Source organism: candidate division WOR-3 bacterium, assembly GCA_011052815.1.
In the GTDB taxonomy this organism is placed as follows: Bacteria; Hydrothermota; Tepidihabitantia; order SM23-42; family SM23-42; genus DRIG01.
Map to the genome: position 1 here is coordinate 1 of DRIG01000029.1, position 14,898 is coordinate 14,898.

The 14,898-nt window shown below is 46.0% G+C and carries 16 protein-coding genes; 9 read left to right on the forward strand and 7 right to left on the reverse strand.

All coding sequences use genetic code 11. The features are described from left to right. The first annotated feature begins 84 nt into the window (after positions 1-84). The 3 genes from ENI34_02400 to ENI34_02410 all read left to right on the forward strand — a co-directional run bounded on the left by ENI34_02400 (position 85) and on the right by ENI34_02410 (position 2,699). A complete protein-coding gene (locus ENI34_02400) occupies positions 85-708 on the forward strand; it encodes a hypothetical protein (GenBank protein ID HEC77977.1) in 624 nt (207 codons plus the stop codon). Between the two features lie 82 nt (positions 709-790). Next, positions 791-1,267 carry a hypothetical protein gene (locus ENI34_02405; GenBank protein ID HEC77978.1) on the forward strand — a complete coding sequence of 159 codons (477 nt, stop codon included), beginning with the start codon at positions 791-793 and terminating at the stop codon, positions 1,265-1,267. Between the two features lie 688 nt (positions 1,268-1,955). Beyond that, positions 1,956-2,699, forward strand: a complete 744-nt coding sequence (locus tag ENI34_02410; protein HEC77979.1) for an MBL fold metallo-hydrolase — start codon at positions 1,956-1,958, stop codon at positions 2,697-2,699. A gap of 55 nt (positions 2,700-2,754) precedes the next feature. Here ENI34_02410 and ENI34_02415 read toward each other — a convergent pair whose 3' ends face one another. Continuing rightward, positions 2,755-2,979 carry a T9SS type A sorting domain-containing protein gene (locus ENI34_02415; protein HEC77980.1) on the reverse strand — a complete coding sequence of 75 codons (225 nt, stop codon included), beginning with the start codon at positions 2,977-2,979 and terminating at the stop codon, positions 2,755-2,757. Positions 2,980-3,138: 159 nt separating this feature from the next. Here ENI34_02415 and ENI34_02420 point away from each other — a divergent pair, with 159 nt between their 5' ends. Beyond that, positions 3,139-4,533, forward strand: a complete 1,395-nt coding sequence (locus ENI34_02420) for a hypothetical protein (GenBank protein ID HEC77981.1) — start codon at positions 3,139-3,141, stop codon at positions 4,531-4,533. Between the two features lie 39 nt (positions 4,534-4,572). Here the strand turns inward: ENI34_02420 and ruvB are convergent, their stop codons facing one another. Genes ruvB through ENI34_02440 form a run of 4 tightly spaced genes read right to left on the reverse strand, consistent with a single transcriptional unit; the run spans position 4,573 to position 7,343 of the window. Continuing rightward, complete coding sequence (gene ruvB, locus ENI34_02425; GenBank protein HEC77982.1) at positions 4,573-5,574, reverse strand: Holliday junction branch migration DNA helicase RuvB; 1,002 nt, start codon at positions 5,572-5,574, stop codon at positions 4,573-4,575. A 10-nt stretch (positions 5,575-5,584) separates the two neighbouring features. Beyond that, positions 5,585-6,127 carry a Holliday junction branch migration protein RuvA gene (gene ruvA, locus ENI34_02430; protein HEC77983.1) on the reverse strand — a complete coding sequence of 181 codons (543 nt, stop codon included), beginning with the start codon at positions 6,125-6,127 and terminating at the stop codon, positions 5,585-5,587. Further along, positions 6,124-6,603, reverse strand: coding sequence for a crossover junction endodeoxyribonuclease RuvC (ruvC, locus tag ENI34_02435; protein ID HEC77984.1), 480 nt, complete (start codon positions 6,601-6,603; stop codon positions 6,124-6,126). The genes ruvA and ruvC overlap by 4 nt, the downstream gene beginning before the upstream one ends. After that, positions 6,585-7,343: a YebC/PmpR family DNA-binding transcriptional regulator gene (locus ENI34_02440; GenBank protein HEC77985.1), complete on the reverse strand. Its 759-nt coding sequence runs from the start codon at positions 7,341-7,343 to the stop codon at positions 6,585-6,587. The genes ruvC and ENI34_02440 overlap by 19 nt, the downstream gene beginning before the upstream one ends. Before the next feature lie 113 nt (positions 7,344-7,456). Here ENI34_02440 and ENI34_02445 point away from each other — a divergent pair, with 113 nt between their 5' ends. Continuing rightward, on the forward strand, positions 7,457-9,574 hold the full coding sequence (locus ENI34_02445; GenBank protein ID HEC77986.1) for a hypothetical protein: 2,118 nt from the start codon (positions 7,457-7,459) through the stop codon (positions 9,572-9,574). A 9-nt stretch (positions 9,575-9,583) separates the two neighbouring features. On the opposite strand, the gene ENI34_02450 is transcribed toward ENI34_02445, so the two are convergent. Together ENI34_02450 and ENI34_02455 are read right to left on the reverse strand one after the other, a co-directional pair. Continuing rightward, complete coding sequence (locus ENI34_02450) at positions 9,584-10,468, reverse strand: phosphoribosylaminoimidazolesuccinocarboxamide synthase (GenBank protein ID HEC77987.1); 885 nt, start codon at positions 10,466-10,468, stop codon at positions 9,584-9,586. Then, the gene (locus ENI34_02455) at positions 10,461-10,874 is read right to left on the reverse strand and encodes a hypothetical protein (GenBank protein ID HEC77988.1); all 414 of its coding nucleotides are present in this window, start codon (positions 10,872-10,874) and stop codon (positions 10,461-10,463) included. The genes ENI34_02450 and ENI34_02455 overlap by 8 nt, the downstream gene beginning before the upstream one ends. A gap of 108 nt (positions 10,875-10,982) precedes the next feature. On the opposite strand from ENI34_02455, the gene ENI34_02460 reads away from it, so the two are divergent. The 4 genes from ENI34_02460 (at position 10,983) to ENI34_02475 (ending at position 14,885) form a co-directional block, all read left to right on the forward strand. Then, entirely contained in the window at positions 10,983-12,392 is a 1,410-nt protein-coding gene (locus tag ENI34_02460) for a hypothetical protein (GenBank protein HEC77989.1), read from the forward strand. A gap of 193 nt (positions 12,393-12,585) precedes the next feature. Then, positions 12,586-14,355, forward strand: a complete 1,770-nt coding sequence (locus ENI34_02465) for a hypothetical protein (protein ID HEC77990.1) — start codon at positions 12,586-12,588, stop codon at positions 14,353-14,355. Between the two features lie 111 nt (positions 14,356-14,466). Continuing rightward, positions 14,467-14,682, forward strand: coding sequence for a hypothetical protein (locus ENI34_02470; GenBank protein ID HEC77991.1), 216 nt, complete (start codon positions 14,467-14,469; stop codon positions 14,680-14,682). After that, positions 14,679-14,885: a hypothetical protein gene (locus ENI34_02475; protein ID HEC77992.1), complete on the forward strand. Its 207-nt coding sequence runs from the start codon at positions 14,679-14,681 to the stop codon at positions 14,883-14,885. Before ENI34_02470 ends, ENI34_02475 begins: the two co-directional genes overlap by 4 nt. Positions 14,886-14,898: the final 13 nt, after the last annotated feature.

The following is a 14,898-nucleotide window of genomic DNA, read 5'->3' on the forward strand; positions in this document are numbered from 1 at the left end:
AGTGCATATTATATTCGGTCACGGGTCAAGATATCTGTTCCAGATTACAATTTACTGCTGAAGGAAGTATTGTTTCTAAAACATGTGGCAGGAATAAGCGCATTAAAATGGTCGAATTTCAAGAACAGTTCTGATGAGTTTAAAGATATTTTTAATATTGATTTTAAAGTCTTTATAACGATTTCTATACCTTCACATCTTTCTAAAAAGTTATATAAAGCTTTACAAACAGTGGCGAGGATACCGGCAAAAGATTTCACCGGTGATTGGCGGTTAAAGGTGGCATTGAAACGCAAAGCAATAAACAGTTTAAAGCATACGCTCTTCTTTAATATCTATGAAAGGCAGCATATTGAAAATGCAAAATCGGTTTTAGTTAATGATACTGATCCATCAAAATACAAATTTGTGATTGATAGTCCGCAGTGTTTAAACAAGAATTGGCGTGAAATCGCAAACAGTGCGGGTGTTTCAAAGGTAGAGTTTATAGCCCGATCTGAAGATGAGCCGGGGATTCAATTAGCGGACATCATTGCTGGTTGTATTCAGGATATGACCAGGAATAATCGTAAGGCACGCCGAATCTATCAGCAATTAATTAAAGACAAAATGGTGGATATGTATTCAGAAGACTATCCTAATCCGAATCTCATTTTCTCCCCAACTTTTACGGATCGTGAAAAACGTAAACTGCAGATATTTAGATGAAGAACGACGTGGGGGCAGATCTTCTTCAATCTTCAAAATAAACATTGCTATGGGTGGTTGCTGTTGGTGATGTTATGGACAAATGCGTATTACCAGATTTGAGGAAGCGCTTCTCGTAAAACCAGCTAAGCTTCCAGATGATTTATTGAAAGTTTATACAGTCGATGCAATGTCAGATGCAGAGGGTGTTGATCTCTGTGTAGCAGTCCCAGCACATTATACATTGATTGAAAAGCTAAAGTTGATCAGCAGATTACTTAATAAATACAAGTTTCCTCGAGGATTGATTGAATTGAAAAAAATCGAGCAAAGGGGCGGTAAGAAGATTGCGGTTATAGAATTGAAAGAAACAAAGAAACATCCTACGGCGTGGAGGAGTGGATATTTTCAAGGTTCATGCGGAGGACATATTACAACATATATTCTGACAAACACCTTTTTGCAGCCGGATTACACCGGCAAATGGGTCGATGGTGTGGAGTTCTGGTATAATGGTAAACCGATCACCGGTGATTGGGACCATATATTTTTACACGGAACTATGTATAGAAAGAACTGAGTAACCATCGCGTACCTAATAAGAATTGAAACGGTCAAAATTCGAGGCAGTCTTGGAAAACTGCCGATGATTTATAGCAGACCTATGAGGAATTGAAACATGTGCAATTTTTGTGCAATTAATGTGCAATATGTGCATTTATAGCGTACCCCTGAGAAAGAAATCCAGGCGCGAGGTCTGGAAATGTAAGAAAGAGAGATTCTTCGCGGAGTTTACACTGAACAGAGTGAATGTGCTCAGAATGACAAGAAGGGGAAGCGTTTGGAGCGTTTAGAGCGTTTAGATCGTTTGGAGCGTTAGGAGCTGCGCTGGAAGAAAGATCACCCCCACCTTAATCCTCCCCCCTCAAGGGGGAGGAGAAGAGGGGTAAGGGCGGAGAGCAAAGGGCTAAGGGAGAAGCGTTTGGAGCGTTTAGAGCGTTTAGATCGTTATGAGCGTTGGGAGCTGCGCTGGATGAAAGATCACCCCCACCTTAATCCCCCCCCCATCAAGGGGGAGGAGAAGAGGGGAAAGGGGATGGATGTTGTGCATAAAGTTCTTGATTATTACTGCAGGATATTTACAATTTGATGATTCAGCAGATTGGTTTTTGAAAATCTGGTAATGTGTTTGTAACGGTGTCAAATCTTTGTATTTTGAAAAAGCTTGACTGAACAACCAGGTTGGGTAAAATAGCAGCAGGAGAAATATGAAGATAAATTGTTTTGTTGTCGGCCCAATTTACACAAATTGCTATGTTGTTTCCTGTGACCAAACCAGACAAGCGGTTGTCATCGACCCGGGATTTACTGATACAACAGATGGAGCAGAGGTTCTTCAAAAAATAAAGAATATGGAGGTTAAATACATTATAATTACACATGGCCATTTTGACCACACAAGCGGTATTACGGTTTTGAAGAAAGAAACAGGTGCGGAGATCCTGGTCCACGAGAAAGATGCAGATCTTCTGCCGGAACCGTGGAAAGGAATCAGCGAAATCATAAGTAAAGGCGAGCAACCTCCCTGCCCTGCATGCGGTTCATTATCTGTGCATCTTACAATTACCGCAGACAACAAAAAAGCGAATGTGAAATGCGATAACTGCGGGTTGAGTATAGAGTTTCTTTCTTCGCCGCCTGCTGATATAATGCTTAAAGACGGAGACAGTATAGAATTCGGAAACTGCAAACTTCAGGTTATTCATACGCCAGGGCACAGTATGGGTGGCATATCCCTGTATAGTGAAGAAGAAAATACGCTTTTCAGCGGTGATACACTTTTTGCCGGTTCTATCGGCAGGACAGATATATTTCGTTCTTCCTTTGATGAAATCATAAGTTCTCTTAAGAATAAGCTGATGAAATTACCTGATAAGACGGTTGTCTATCCCGGACATGGCGATACAACGACAATAGGTAGAGAGAGAAAAACCAACCCTCATCTGGTCTGATCCGGTTGAGGGCGGAGCGGGAGTCAGCCCTGGAAAGTGGAAACTGATTTTACTGCTACTTGACCTTTACAATCTTCTGCACAATCTCACCGTTTATCTCAAGGAAGTAGATGCCCGGTCCTGGATTAGAGGTGTACAACCGCCGACCGGTTATATCGTAAATTCTGCTCTTGCCGTGTTTCGGGAGCTGGATCGGACCGGCGATGATCGTCGCCGTCGGATTTGGTCGCTTTATCGGTTTCTGCACCACTTCTTCAACTCCCGGCACGCCGTCGAACATTTCATTCCAGGAGTACCAGAGTTTAGGCTGGGTATGGGCGGGTTGACAGCGGCGGACGTATCCGGATGATTACCGGAGTTGCTGATCGGATGCAGGTTGTTGACAATAAAGAGGGAAGTGTGTAGAATCTGGAGTGCTGATTATTAAAAAGGAGGTCTTATGAAATCGTCATGGATTATTTTTTTCTTGCCGTTTCTGGTTTTCGCGCAGAGCGGTACATCGGGCGGATTGACCAGGAATGTCATCGAAGACATTCAGGGATCTGTCCGGCTCAGTAAAAGTGAGTATGCGATAATGAACGCCGTCACCAACAATAAATTATCAGAACTCAGTTTGAATCGTTCTTTCTTTATCAAACACAACGACCTTTTCAGCCACCGCATCAAGACAAAGGGGATCACCGATCAGAAGAGGAGCGGCCGATGCTGGCTTTTCGCCGGCTTGAACATGCTGCGTCCCGGAGTTATTGAAAAATATAACCTGAAGAATTTCGAATTTTCACAGAGCTATCTCTATTTCTGGGATAAACTGGAAAAAGCCAATCGTTTCCTCGAATTCATTATCACTTCTTATGACCGCGGGTTGCTCGATCGGGAACTGGTGATCTTTCTTGAACGGCCGGTATTCGACGGCGGCTACTGGTCTTATGTGGTCAACCTGATCGATAAGTACGGTGTCGTACCCAAGGAGGCGATGCCTGAGACCTACAACAGTAATAATTCCTGGGTGATGAACTCAATCATCTCACGCAAACTCCGTGAAGACGCCGTGCTCTTGAGAAAGATGGCGCAGGAGGGTAAAGATGTGCAGGAGTTGAGGGACAAAAAGATTGAGATGTTGAAGACAATCTATAAGATACTGGTTTTGAATCTCGGTGAGCCGCCCTCAGAATTCATCTGGCGGTACGAAGATACAAAGGGTAATGTATCGGCGCCGAAGAGATATACACCTGAAGAATTTTACAAAGATGTTGTCGGTGTCGATATCAGGGATTATGTCGCTCTTTTCAACTATCCGGGCAAGGTGTATAATCGTCTTTATCAATGTGACAACGTGCGCAATATCTTCGAATATTCCGACCCGGTCTATATAAATCTCGATATCGAACAGCTGAAAGAGCTCACGAAGAAATCAGTGCTCGATGATGAACCGGTCTGGTTCGCCTGCGACATCATCAAGGACAAGGATTCAGAACACGGGATTCTTTCCACCAGAATACTCGATTACAGATCGTTATACGGACTCGAAATGGAGTTGAACAAGGAGGCGCGGATATTATTCCGCGAGAGTGCGGGAAACCATGCAATGGTCTTCACCGGAGTCGATCTGCAGGATAACAGACCCGTCAAATGGTGGGTCGAGGACAGTCATGGTAAGGAGAGGGGTGATAACGGACACTGGGTGATGTATGATGATTGGTTTGATGAATACGTTTATGCGGTGATCATAAACAAAAAATATCTGCCCGGCGAGTTAAGAAATATTCTCAAGCAGGAGCCGATACATCTTCCGCCCTGGGACCCGATGGCATGCCTGCTTAGAAACATCGAGTAACTGTTATGTAAAGGCCGGAATCAGGTGGTTGAACTTTGATTATTTGAAGAGGGGTCCCTGCGGATTTTTGAGTTTGAAGTGTTCGTAGGCGAGCGGCGTTGCTTCTCTGCCGCGCGGCGTCCTTTTTATAAAACCTTCCATTATCAGAAACGGCTCAAAGACTTCCTCAATGGTCTGGGCGTCTTCGCCCACAGCTACTGCAAGGCTGTTGATACCGACCGGCCCGCCGCTGAACTTTTCAATAATCGTCTTTATTATTTTTTTATCCATTTCATCGAGGCCGCGCTTGTCCACTTCAAGTTTTTCGAGTGCGTAGTTGCATATCTCAATGTCGATGATCTCTTTTCCCTGTACCTGGGCGAAATCCCTTACTCTTCTTAAGAGACGGTTGGCGATCCGCGGGGTGCCCCGCGCCCTTGTTGCGATTTCCCGGGTCGCCTCGTCCGTGATTTTCAGGTCCAGTATCTTTGCGGAACGGGCGATGATATGGAAGAGGTCCTCAGCCGGATAATAATCGAGCCTGAAGCTGATACCGAATCGAGAACGCAACGGTGAGGTGAGCAGTCCGGAACGGGTCGTTGCACCGATCAGGGTGAAGTGGTTGAGGTTGAGACGCAGCACCTTGGCGCCGACCCCTTTATCCTGCATAACATCCAGGCAGAAATCTTCCAGAGCGGGGTAGAGGTATTCTTCCACCGCCTTGTTTATCCTGTGGACCTCGTCGATAAAGAGGATATCAGCGGTATTCAGGTTGCTCAGGATGCCGGCGAGGTCAAAGGGCCGTTCCAGGATGGGTCCGGCTGTCGGATAGATATTGGTTTCCATCTCCCTCGCAATGATATGGGCGAGGGTCGTCTTACCCAGTCCGGGCGGTCCGTAGAGCAGGATATGCTCAATGGGTTCCCCTCTTTTCTTCGCCGCCTTGATGAAGACCTCTAAGTTTTCAGTTATCTTTTTCTGGCCGATGAATTCGGTCAATTTTTTGGGCCGCAGGGTTAATTCATACATCTCCTCGCCTTTGAGGAGTGTATTGCTCGTCATCTTTTCCATATCATTTCCTCAATGCCTGTTTTACGAGTTCTTCCAGCGTGAGATTCTGGGGGAGTCCCTTTAAACGCTGGAGCGCCTCGCTGCGGCTGATTCCTAAGGAACAGAGGGCGTTCACCGCTTGAGTGAACAATTTCGGGGTTTCGTCGAATTTCAGTTTCCCTTTTAACTCAAGAATGATCTTGCTTGCGATCTTTTTGCCGATCTTCGGAACTGACGAGAGGAGCTCGACATTTTCGTTCTCAATGGCTTCGGATATCTCTTCAGGTGAAAAAGAAGAGAGCAGGTTCAGTCCTGACTTGGGTCCTACACCGGAGACCGAAATCAATTCTTCGAAGATCTTCAACTCTTCTCTGGTGAGAAATCCATAAATGAACGCCTCGTCTTCCTTGAAGATACATTTCGTGTAGAGGGTGATTTCTTCCTCTTCTTTAATCTGTTTAAAGGTCGAGAGTGGGGATTGGATCAGATAGCCGATGCCCGAGACATCGAGAATAAAGAATGGAGGAGTTTTTTCATAGACCTTACCGGTCAATCTGCCGATCATAATTTTCTACTCATCCTCCTTAACGCCGTGTAGGCGATCGAGAGGGCGTCTGTCGCATGGTTACTCATCTTCTTTTTCTCGAACATAAAGACCCTCTCGACAAAATAACGCACCTGGGCTTTCGACGCCCTTCCGTTGCCCGTGGTCGTCAATTTGATCTGGGTCGGAGTATATTCGACTATCTTTATCTTTTCCTGAAGAAGCGTGATGATTATCGCACCGCGCAGCTCTGAAGAACGGATCAAACTCTGGATGTTTTTGTGATAAAAGACTTTTTCGAGTGCGGCGAAGTCGGGTTTGTTTTCTTTTATAAGTTCTTTTATCTTCGTGCAAATTTCGATAAATTTTTCGTGAATATTATTTTTTTTAGACCTTATCGTCCCTGTGCAGACACATCTCTCATCCTCTACAATACCGTAACCGGTGGCAGTAATACCCGGGTCTATTCCAATGACCTTCAACCTGATTGAGATGATATCTTTTCCATTACAGCGTCCGGGATATCGAAGTTGGCGTAGACATGCTGGACGTCTTCAAGTTCATCAAGCGCTTCGTATAGTTTTAAAACCTTTTCGGCTTCTTTCTCAGACAGCGGCACCGTGCTTTGCGGAGTCTTGGTCAGTTCACTGCTTGCGATTTCAATGTTGTTATTCTGCAGGATATCTTTGACCCTGGAAAAGTTCTCAGGCGAGGTGATGATTTGATAAAAGTCCTCTTCTGTTTTTATATCCGTGGCACCGCCTTCCAGTGCATACGCGATTATTGTATCTTCTTCGTATTTCTTTGCGTCTACACTGATAATCCCCTGGGCATGGAACTGCCAGGCGACCGACCCCTGACTGCCGAGACTGCCGTTGTGTCTGGAGAGAATATGTCTTATTTCACCGGTCGTGCGATTACGATTGTCCGTGACGACTTCAATAAGAATCGCGACTCCATGAGGTCCGTATGCCTCATAGGTCACTTCTTCAAGGTGCTGTCCTTCGAGTTCGCCGGTGCCGCGTTTTATGGCACGTTCAATATTGTCGTTCGGCATATTGAGGGCTCTTGCTTCTTCAATCGCAGTGCGAAGTCTCGGGTTGGCAGTGGGGTCTCCGCCTCCATTGCGTGCCGCTACGGTAATTTCCCGGATTAATTTGGTGAAAAGTCTTCCTCTTTTTGCATCGGCACTTGCCTTTTTCCGTTTTATTTTCGACCACTTTGAATGTCCAGACATATATTTTCTCCTTTTGATAATATTAATCAAAAAAAAAGACAAGTCAAGACTGCATAGCAGGCTCCTGTTTTACTCGATCTTGATTTTTTATTCGATTTATTTACACTTAAATAATGGGACGGATAAGGACTGCGATCTTCTCTTCAGGTGTTGTCATGGTCATCGGCCAGACCATTATGATTCGAGAGGCGCTTGTGCTCTTCGGCGGTTACGAGCTTGTTTCCGGAGTTCTTTTGTGCTTCTGGCTGCTCTGGGGAGGCCTGGGAAGTTTTATTTTTTCAAAGATAAGATTGAAACACCAATCCGTGAATGTTTATGCATCGCTGCTTATCCTGCTGGCTCTTTCTCTTATCTTCTCGATTACTTTTATGAGATTCGCATTGAAACTTTTCTCCCTGCCTTTCGGCGAGGTGATCGGTCTGGAAAAGATCCTGGAGATATCCTTTTTGAGCCTGGCTCCGACCTGTATTATATTCGGCGCACTCTATCCCGCCGCTTCGAGAATACTTGAACCGGCAAAGGTCTATCTTCTTGAAGGCCTGGGTGCCTTTCTCGGTGGTCTCTTACTTACCTTTATCCTGCTCCTCTTCCTGCCTCCTTACGCCATCATCCTCATTGCAGTGGTTCTTTTAGGGGTCTGCGCATGTATTGTAACGGCGAAACCGGGACTTCTGGTCTTCCCGTTTTTGCTTCTTTTCCTTTTTATCAAGATCCCTGCTTTTGAACTGACGATGCGCCGGGTTCAGATGCCCGGCCAGAATCTGCTCGCTGTAAAGGAGTCGAAATACGGTATGATTGCAGTCACCCGGACAGAAAACCAGCTGAATTTTTATACAAACGGCGTGTTCGATTTCACCTATCCCGACCTCTATACCAGTGAAGAGGCGGTTCATTATTCTCTTCTTCTGCATCCGGCACCGCAAAAGGTTCTGCTCGTGGGAGGCGGAATCGGAAATTGTATAAAGCAAATATTCAAACATCCCGATGTCAGGGAAGTGACATACCTTGAGCTCGACCCGCTCTTTTTCAAGATGGGTGAGGAATATATCAGAGAGAGGTTGACTTCAGTCCCAGGCTTGAAGGTGATATTCGGAGATGCACGGTTTTTCATCAAAAATACCACTGACCGCTATGACGTGATTATCATCAATCTGCCGGATCCGATAAATGCTCAACTCAATCGTTTCTATACAAAAGAGTTTTTCTTCGAGATCCGTCGGATCCTTGAACCCGACGGAATTTTATCGATCAAGATCACGGCACCGCCGGATATCGTCAGTCCACTCTTCGGCCAGCTCCTTAATACGATCCATCGGACACTCGGTTGCTCTTACCGATATAAGGTCTGTCTTCCTGCAGCGCGTATGACATTTATCGCATCAAACCATCATCCGATTGACACGGATGGTCTTGCACGATTACTTAACCAGAGGATTCAGGAGAGGCATCTTGATCTCAAATACGTCAATGAATACTTTTTCCTTTACAATCTCACTTCGGAGAAATTGAATTATTTAAAAAGGCGTATTCAAGAATCCCGGGGCGTTATAAATACAGATCTGAAACCGGTCTGTTATTATTTCACGACTATCTTATGGGGCGGCGTCGTATCCGGCGGTTTGAGAAATCTCTTTATCAGACTCTTTGCACTCAGCCCCTGGTGGTTTTTCGTTCCCCTGATTTTAATTTTTGTCTTTTTCAGACATAAATCAATGGTCTATATATCGGTGTTTTCAATGGGCGCGAGTGAAATCTCCGCCGAAGTGATTTTGATTATCCTCTTTCAAACTTCATATGGATATTTATATGGATGGATCGGCGGTATCATTGCATTCTATATGCTGGGGCTCGCCCTCGGAACAATCCTCTATCTGCGCTCACCGTTTAAAAAGGGGAATTTGGTCATCTTGCTTTCATACGTCGAGTTCATCACCGCACTCTATTTTATCACGATCATCGGAATTTCCCTTGTCAAAATCCCGGGCACGAATCTTCTCATTTCAGTCCTGATATTCATCGGCGGCGTCCTCGGCGGCATACATTTTCCATTGAGTATTGATATTTTGAAGAAGAGGGCGGCGGGGATACTTTACGGCGTGGACCTCATCGGTTCAGGACTCGGCGCCCTGATAACGGCGATCATCTTCATCCCGATCCTGGGTATTGTCTTCACCCTTTTTATCTTTACGGTCTTGAATATCCTGATTGCAGTGGGGTTGAGGACGGTCTGAAACAGCTGTTTATTTTTCCGTATCGACCAATCTGCTCAGTGCTTCCTGATACCGTGCCACGGTCTTTTCCACGATATCGGGCGGCAGTTCCGGCGGTGGTGAATTTTTGTCCCAGTCAGTGCCTGACAGATAGTCGCGCACGAACTGTTTATCAAAAGACGCCTGGGAACCACCCGGTTTATAGAGGGCAGGGTCCCAGAAACGGCTTGAGTCCGGGGTGAAGATTTCATCGATGAGGATTATCTTTTCATTAATTCTTCCGAATTCGAACTTTGTATCGGCGATGATGATGTTGTGTTCCCGGGCATAATCGTGTGCGAAATTATACAGTTCAATACTCTTCTGTTTGATGAATTCCGCATCCTCTGTCGGGATGAGTTCTTTCATCTTTTCAAAGGTTATATTTTCATCATGGCCGGTATGTGATTTTGTCGCAGGCGTAAACAGGGGAGAGGGTAATTTGTCACCCTGTTTTAGATTATCAATCTTTAATCCACCGATCATCCCGGTCTTTTGATAATCACGCCAGCCCGAGCCGGCGATATAGCCGCGCACCACACATTCCACGTCAATGGGTGCGGTCTTCTTCACCAGCATTGATCTGCCTTCAAGTATTTCTCGGTATTTTGCCAGCTCTGCGGGGTATTCTTCGATCCGGTCCGTGATGAAGTGGTTTTCAATGATTCCCTGAGTCGCCTTGAACCAGAACACAGATAGTTTATTCAAGATTATCCCTTTTTGCGGAATGAGGGTGGGCAGGATATAATCGAATGCGGAGATGCGGTCGGTCGCGACAATGAGATATGTTTCGCCGAGGTCGAATATTTCACGCACCTTGCCGGATTTCAATTTCTTTATGTCGGGAAGAACGACTTCGCCTATCGGTTTACTCATAGAATCTTATATCCTTTACTGCACTGAGCACCGCGAAAATCCTTTCGTTATTACTCTCAGGATCGATCGGTGTGAAGAAAAAACCCCGGCGCTGCGGTGAATAACCCAGGGTTAATCCGTAGAGCACTTCTCCGTCGACGAATTCGACCTTTACTTTTTTACCGATCAGTTTCTGGTCTTTCACCTGATCAAAGGTCCTCTTCACCACGGGTCGGCTTTTGTCGAGTCCGCCCAGTTCTTTTACAAAGAAGACCGCTTTGAGGGCGGCCATCTTCACGGCGATGGACCGGTCTCCTCCATCTTCTTTGACGACGAGATGGAATACATCTTTACCGGGCTGGAAATCGGTTGTGTATCCTCTTTTGACCTCGCCGTCGAGGTAACGGACAACCACTTTATTCGGCATAGGCTATTCTATTCATTATGCCTGCCATGTCAAGGGTGAAGAGAAACCGTAAATCAGGGACTTGACTTATGCAGAAGAGAATAGTATACTTACACCAGGAGGTGGCCGATGGATAAGATTAAAGTCGTGGCGGTGATTATCGGGTGTTGCATGGTCCTGTGCCCGATTTACGCCGGTAATACAAGATTCTCAGGAATGGGTGATCTCGCCTTTTTGTTTGAAGATGATTTTTCCAGATTTGCTCTCTATGACTTCGCCGGGATTTCAGCGGCGTTTTTTGAATACGATTCTGTGTCCAGCACTGCATTGCGCGGGTCAGGGCTCTTTGAGTCGTGGCGTGATGATTCCCTTACATACTATGCACTCGGTGACGCAATTCCAGATAAGCTCGTGGAGTACGCGCCGGTCGAAGCGATCGCCTTTTATGATACAATACCGGTATTCGGTCTTATCCCCTGTGAATTGGTCTATGAATCGCGGCGCACCGAGGAGACCTATAATCAATTCGGAGAGATGTCTGAACCCCAGGCATGGGGTCTGCGATTGGGCTATTCCCAGCTTGAACGCCGCATCGAAGAAGAAATAGATTATCTGAGAACACCGTCTCTGTATCTTGTGTATGCAAAGCCTCTTTCTGATAATCTGAAGCTGGGTATATCCGGAGACGGCTTTTACGGAGTTTACAGTTCACAGGATAATACAGACAAGGTTACACTCTCGCCTTTTGGAGGCGGTGGAGGAATCAGTTACAACAACGGGATTCTGGCGCTGGGTATGAACCTCGAATATCACTATCCGATCTTCAAATATGAAGGGCCTTTTGCAGACGAACAGTTCAGCGGCCATGCGGTCTCACCGGTGTTCGGCGCACTCCTTGCATTCTCAAACATAAAGTGGAGTAGTGCATTGAGCTACAGATGGGTTAAATTGAACGGCTCTTCAGACGGTAACAGCATCGGAAGTTTGAAGATAAAAGGATATTCTGCAAAGAGTGTGTTCAGGATGAGCTCTTACTTTCTACGCGCTGCAGGATTTTTTGAATATCACAACAACCTTCCTCTGTATATCGATGAGAACGACAGTATCTGGTTTGAGACCGGGTACAGTTCTTACAGGTTCGGCGGCGGTCTGGGGATAAGTTTGACCAGACTGACAGCCGGTTTTGAAGGCAGGTATGGTCGGTCTGAGTCTGATGATCGGGTGGCGGGAACAGTGAGAAGATCGAGCGATTACGGAGTCCGGATCGGTGCTGAACTGGAAGTCGTCAGAGAATTTTTCCTGAGGGGCGGTTATAATTACAGTGAATTTGATCCCGACCTGGAAAATTCGAACGGCATGAATGATCATACGGTCACCAACATTCTGACCTGCGGTTTCGGTATCAATCTCTTTGCGGATTCACGCATCGACTTCGCCTACAATTATAAACAGAGCCATCTGATGCTGACGGACGAGCGGGTGACAGATCACATCTTCTTTATCTATCTGAAACGTTTTCTGGGGTTGAATGAAATGTGATCGTCTTTCCGACCCTATTGACGGAAAATCAATTATGTATATAATAAAAATAAGGAGGAGGTCCTTTTTATTCGATTTCCGTTTACGAAAAACAGAATTCAAAGAGAAGGTATGCTAACTGAGATTTGGTATAGAAAGCATAGGAGGTTTTTAAAAACTTGGATATCGAGGTTCATAAGAAAGTGAGGGTAAGATGAGCAAATTTTTATATCTGATTTTTCTTTTTTTAACACCCGCTGTCCTGTTGAGCCAGATCCCCGGTAATATCGTGGTCTATCCTGATTCTGAGAAGATACCGATATCACCTTATCTCTTCGGCTCCGGTGATGAGATGACGGCCTGTTTTTCGCCGCTTGCAGACATCCAGCCTTTGATTACCGCGACCCGGCCTTCACTTTTGCGCTTCGGCGGGATCGGCGCCGAGTACTTTGACTGGCAGGGTGATTCTCTCGGTGGTCTGTTCTATCTTGACTTTTTTGATACATTGATAATCCCGTCTCCGGTCTATTTCGGTATCGACAGTTTTTTACGCATCTGTGAGGCGATCGGTGCCGAGCCCATCCTCACGGTCAATATGCAGATCGGAGATACGGCGCTCGCCCGTAATATGGTGGAATATGTTAATGGAGATACAACGACGCCCCTGGGGAACTTACGCGCCCATCGCGGACATCCGGCACCATATAATGTTTCCATCTGGAGTCTGGGTAATGAACCCGATATCGCCGGAGGCCAGTGGCCTGTTCCTCCCTGGGGTTACTGGACGTTTTACCGCCACTACAACATTCCTTTTTCAAACTGGTCCTGGCAGGATTCCGCTTTCTGGACGCCGCAGGATTTTGCAAGTTTGATTCCCCTTTATGTGAACAGTATGGAGAACGCCAGTCCTATTCCTCTTGAGTTTATCTATTCCATCGCCGGTAATCCTGCATGGGTCAGACCGGTTATCGAGCCCAATATCAACCTGATCGATTATCTTGATGTTCACTATTATCCGAGCAGTGCCTCTGATACCATAGCTGATACGACTGATTATATAGAATGGCTCAGAAAGTCGGATACGATATTCGCCGCAGAACCGTATATCCAGAGCTTCAGGGATTCCCTCAATGCAATCGGTGCGAGCAACATCGAACCGATCGTGCTTGAGTACAACGCCGGTATGATAATGATTCCCGATCATCTGTGGTGGAACTATCTGACAGGACTCTTTATCGCCGATTGTATCGGCCACTGGATGCATGCAGGCCTTAAGATGGCGGCGGTCTACAGCATCCATGAAGGAGACTCCAGTAATCCGGGGGATTTCCCATATTTCGGTGTGATCAGGGGTGATACGGCAAGTCGGCGCATGCCTTCCTATGTGCTGGAGCTCTATAATACATACTTCGGAGATACACTCATATGCGCCTTTTCCGACCACAAAAACACCGGCTACGGTATAGAGTGCTGGGCTTCAAAGCGCTCGTCAGACAACAGATATGCACTGGTGGTCGTTAATAAAACCCTGGACACGACTTATGCGATGACCATCCAGATTCATGATTCCATCCAGTTGTATCGGCTGCGAAACATCACCAATAATGCTCCAATCGGTGCTCCATACAACGGGACGACCGGGATCGAGGATCAGGGGCTCTTTGTACCGGACAGCATCCATTCCGGAGTCAGTTATCTTAATCAGGTGTTTGTTCCGGCGAGTGTTTCTCTTTTAGAGGTACTTCCTTATACAGGAATCGCCGAGGAGTCGAAGACAACGATACCTGATTTCAGAATTCCGATGATAGTCAGGAAAGGCGTGGTTCTGGAGGTACCGAGGGGTACTTATACGCTTTATTCAGTCACGGGCCGTAAAGTAGAATACTGGCGTGACACCGAAAAGTTGAGTATTCCTTACCTGCCCCAGGGGATCTATTTTTTAAGGACCGAGCCGGCTGTTTACCGAAAGATTATCATCTTTTAAGGGATACAAGATTGACAAACTCCGGATTATTATTATAATTTTCCGATTACTTTCGAAGAGGTCGGACAGGTTTGCTGAATCGACGGCCTGATTTATATCGAAGGAGGTTATATGATAGACAAAGAGACACAAAGACAGATTCTGGCGAATATGGATGCGGCGGCCGAGCAGGCGAAAGAGGATTTCAAGAAACTGCCCGAAGAGACCAGACGTCTTGCTGCGGCATGGATAAAGAAGTGGTATCTCAAAGCAGGATACAGACGACTCGGCCGTTTTCTTGTAGCATACGCCAAGGAAACAGAGAAGAAAGAAAAGGAGAGATCGTGAAGAAGCTGGGGATCATTCTTATTATTATCGGAATCGCTGTCATGGTGCTGGGGATTCAGCAGACTACGGCGATTCACAATTATAATGCCGCTTTATCGTCCCATGATAATATCAAGAATGATACTTTTGCAATTTTAACAGGCCTTTTCGGCGGCGCCGTTGTCATCGCCGGCTGGATAGTTGCCATAAAAAAGAAACGCTGATCTTTTCACGAGT

Bases quoted from the DNA above. Each gene is read 5' to 3' on its own strand.
- ENI34_02405 (HEC77978.1), top strand. From the start codon at position 791: ATGCGTATTACCAGATTTGAGGAAGCGCTTCTCGTAAAACCAGCTAAG.
- ENI34_02410 (HEC77979.1), top strand. From the start codon at position 1,956: ATGAAGATAAATTGTTTTGTTGTCGGCCCAATTTACACAAATTGCTAT.
- ENI34_02415 (HEC77980.1), bottom strand. From the start codon at position 2,979: ATGTTCGACGGCGTGCCGGGAGTTGAAGAAGTGGTGCAGAAACCGATA.
- ENI34_02420 (HEC77981.1), top strand. From the start codon at position 3,139: ATGAAATCGTCATGGATTATTTTTTTCTTGCCGTTTCTGGTTTTCGCG.
- ruvB (HEC77982.1), bottom strand. From the start codon at position 5,574: ATGACGAGCAATACACTCCTCAAAGGCGAGGAGATGTATGAATTAACC.
- ruvA (HEC77983.1), bottom strand. From the start codon at position 6,127: ATGATCGGCAGATTGACCGGTAAGGTCTATGAAAAAACTCCTCCATTC.
- ENI34_02440 (HEC77985.1), bottom strand. From the start codon at position 7,343: ATGTCTGGACATTCAAAGTGGTCGAAAATAAAACGGAAAAAGGCAAGT.
- ENI34_02445 (HEC77986.1), top strand. From the start codon at position 7,457: ATGGGACGGATAAGGACTGCGATCTTCTCTTCAGGTGTTGTCATGGTC.
- ENI34_02450 (HEC77987.1), bottom strand. From the start codon at position 10,468: ATGAGTAAACCGATAGGCGAAGTCGTTCTTCCCGACATAAAGAAATTG.
- ENI34_02455 (HEC77988.1), bottom strand. From the start codon at position 10,874: ATGCCGAATAAAGTGGTTGTCCGTTACCTCGACGGCGAGGTCAAAAGA.
- ENI34_02460 (HEC77989.1), top strand. From the start codon at position 10,983: ATGGATAAGATTAAAGTCGTGGCGGTGATTATCGGGTGTTGCATGGTC.
- ENI34_02465 (HEC77990.1), top strand. From the start codon at position 12,586: ATGAGCAAATTTTTATATCTGATTTTTCTTTTTTTAACACCCGCTGTC.
- ENI34_02470 (HEC77991.1), top strand. From the start codon at position 14,467: ATGATAGACAAAGAGACACAAAGACAGATTCTGGCGAATATGGATGCG.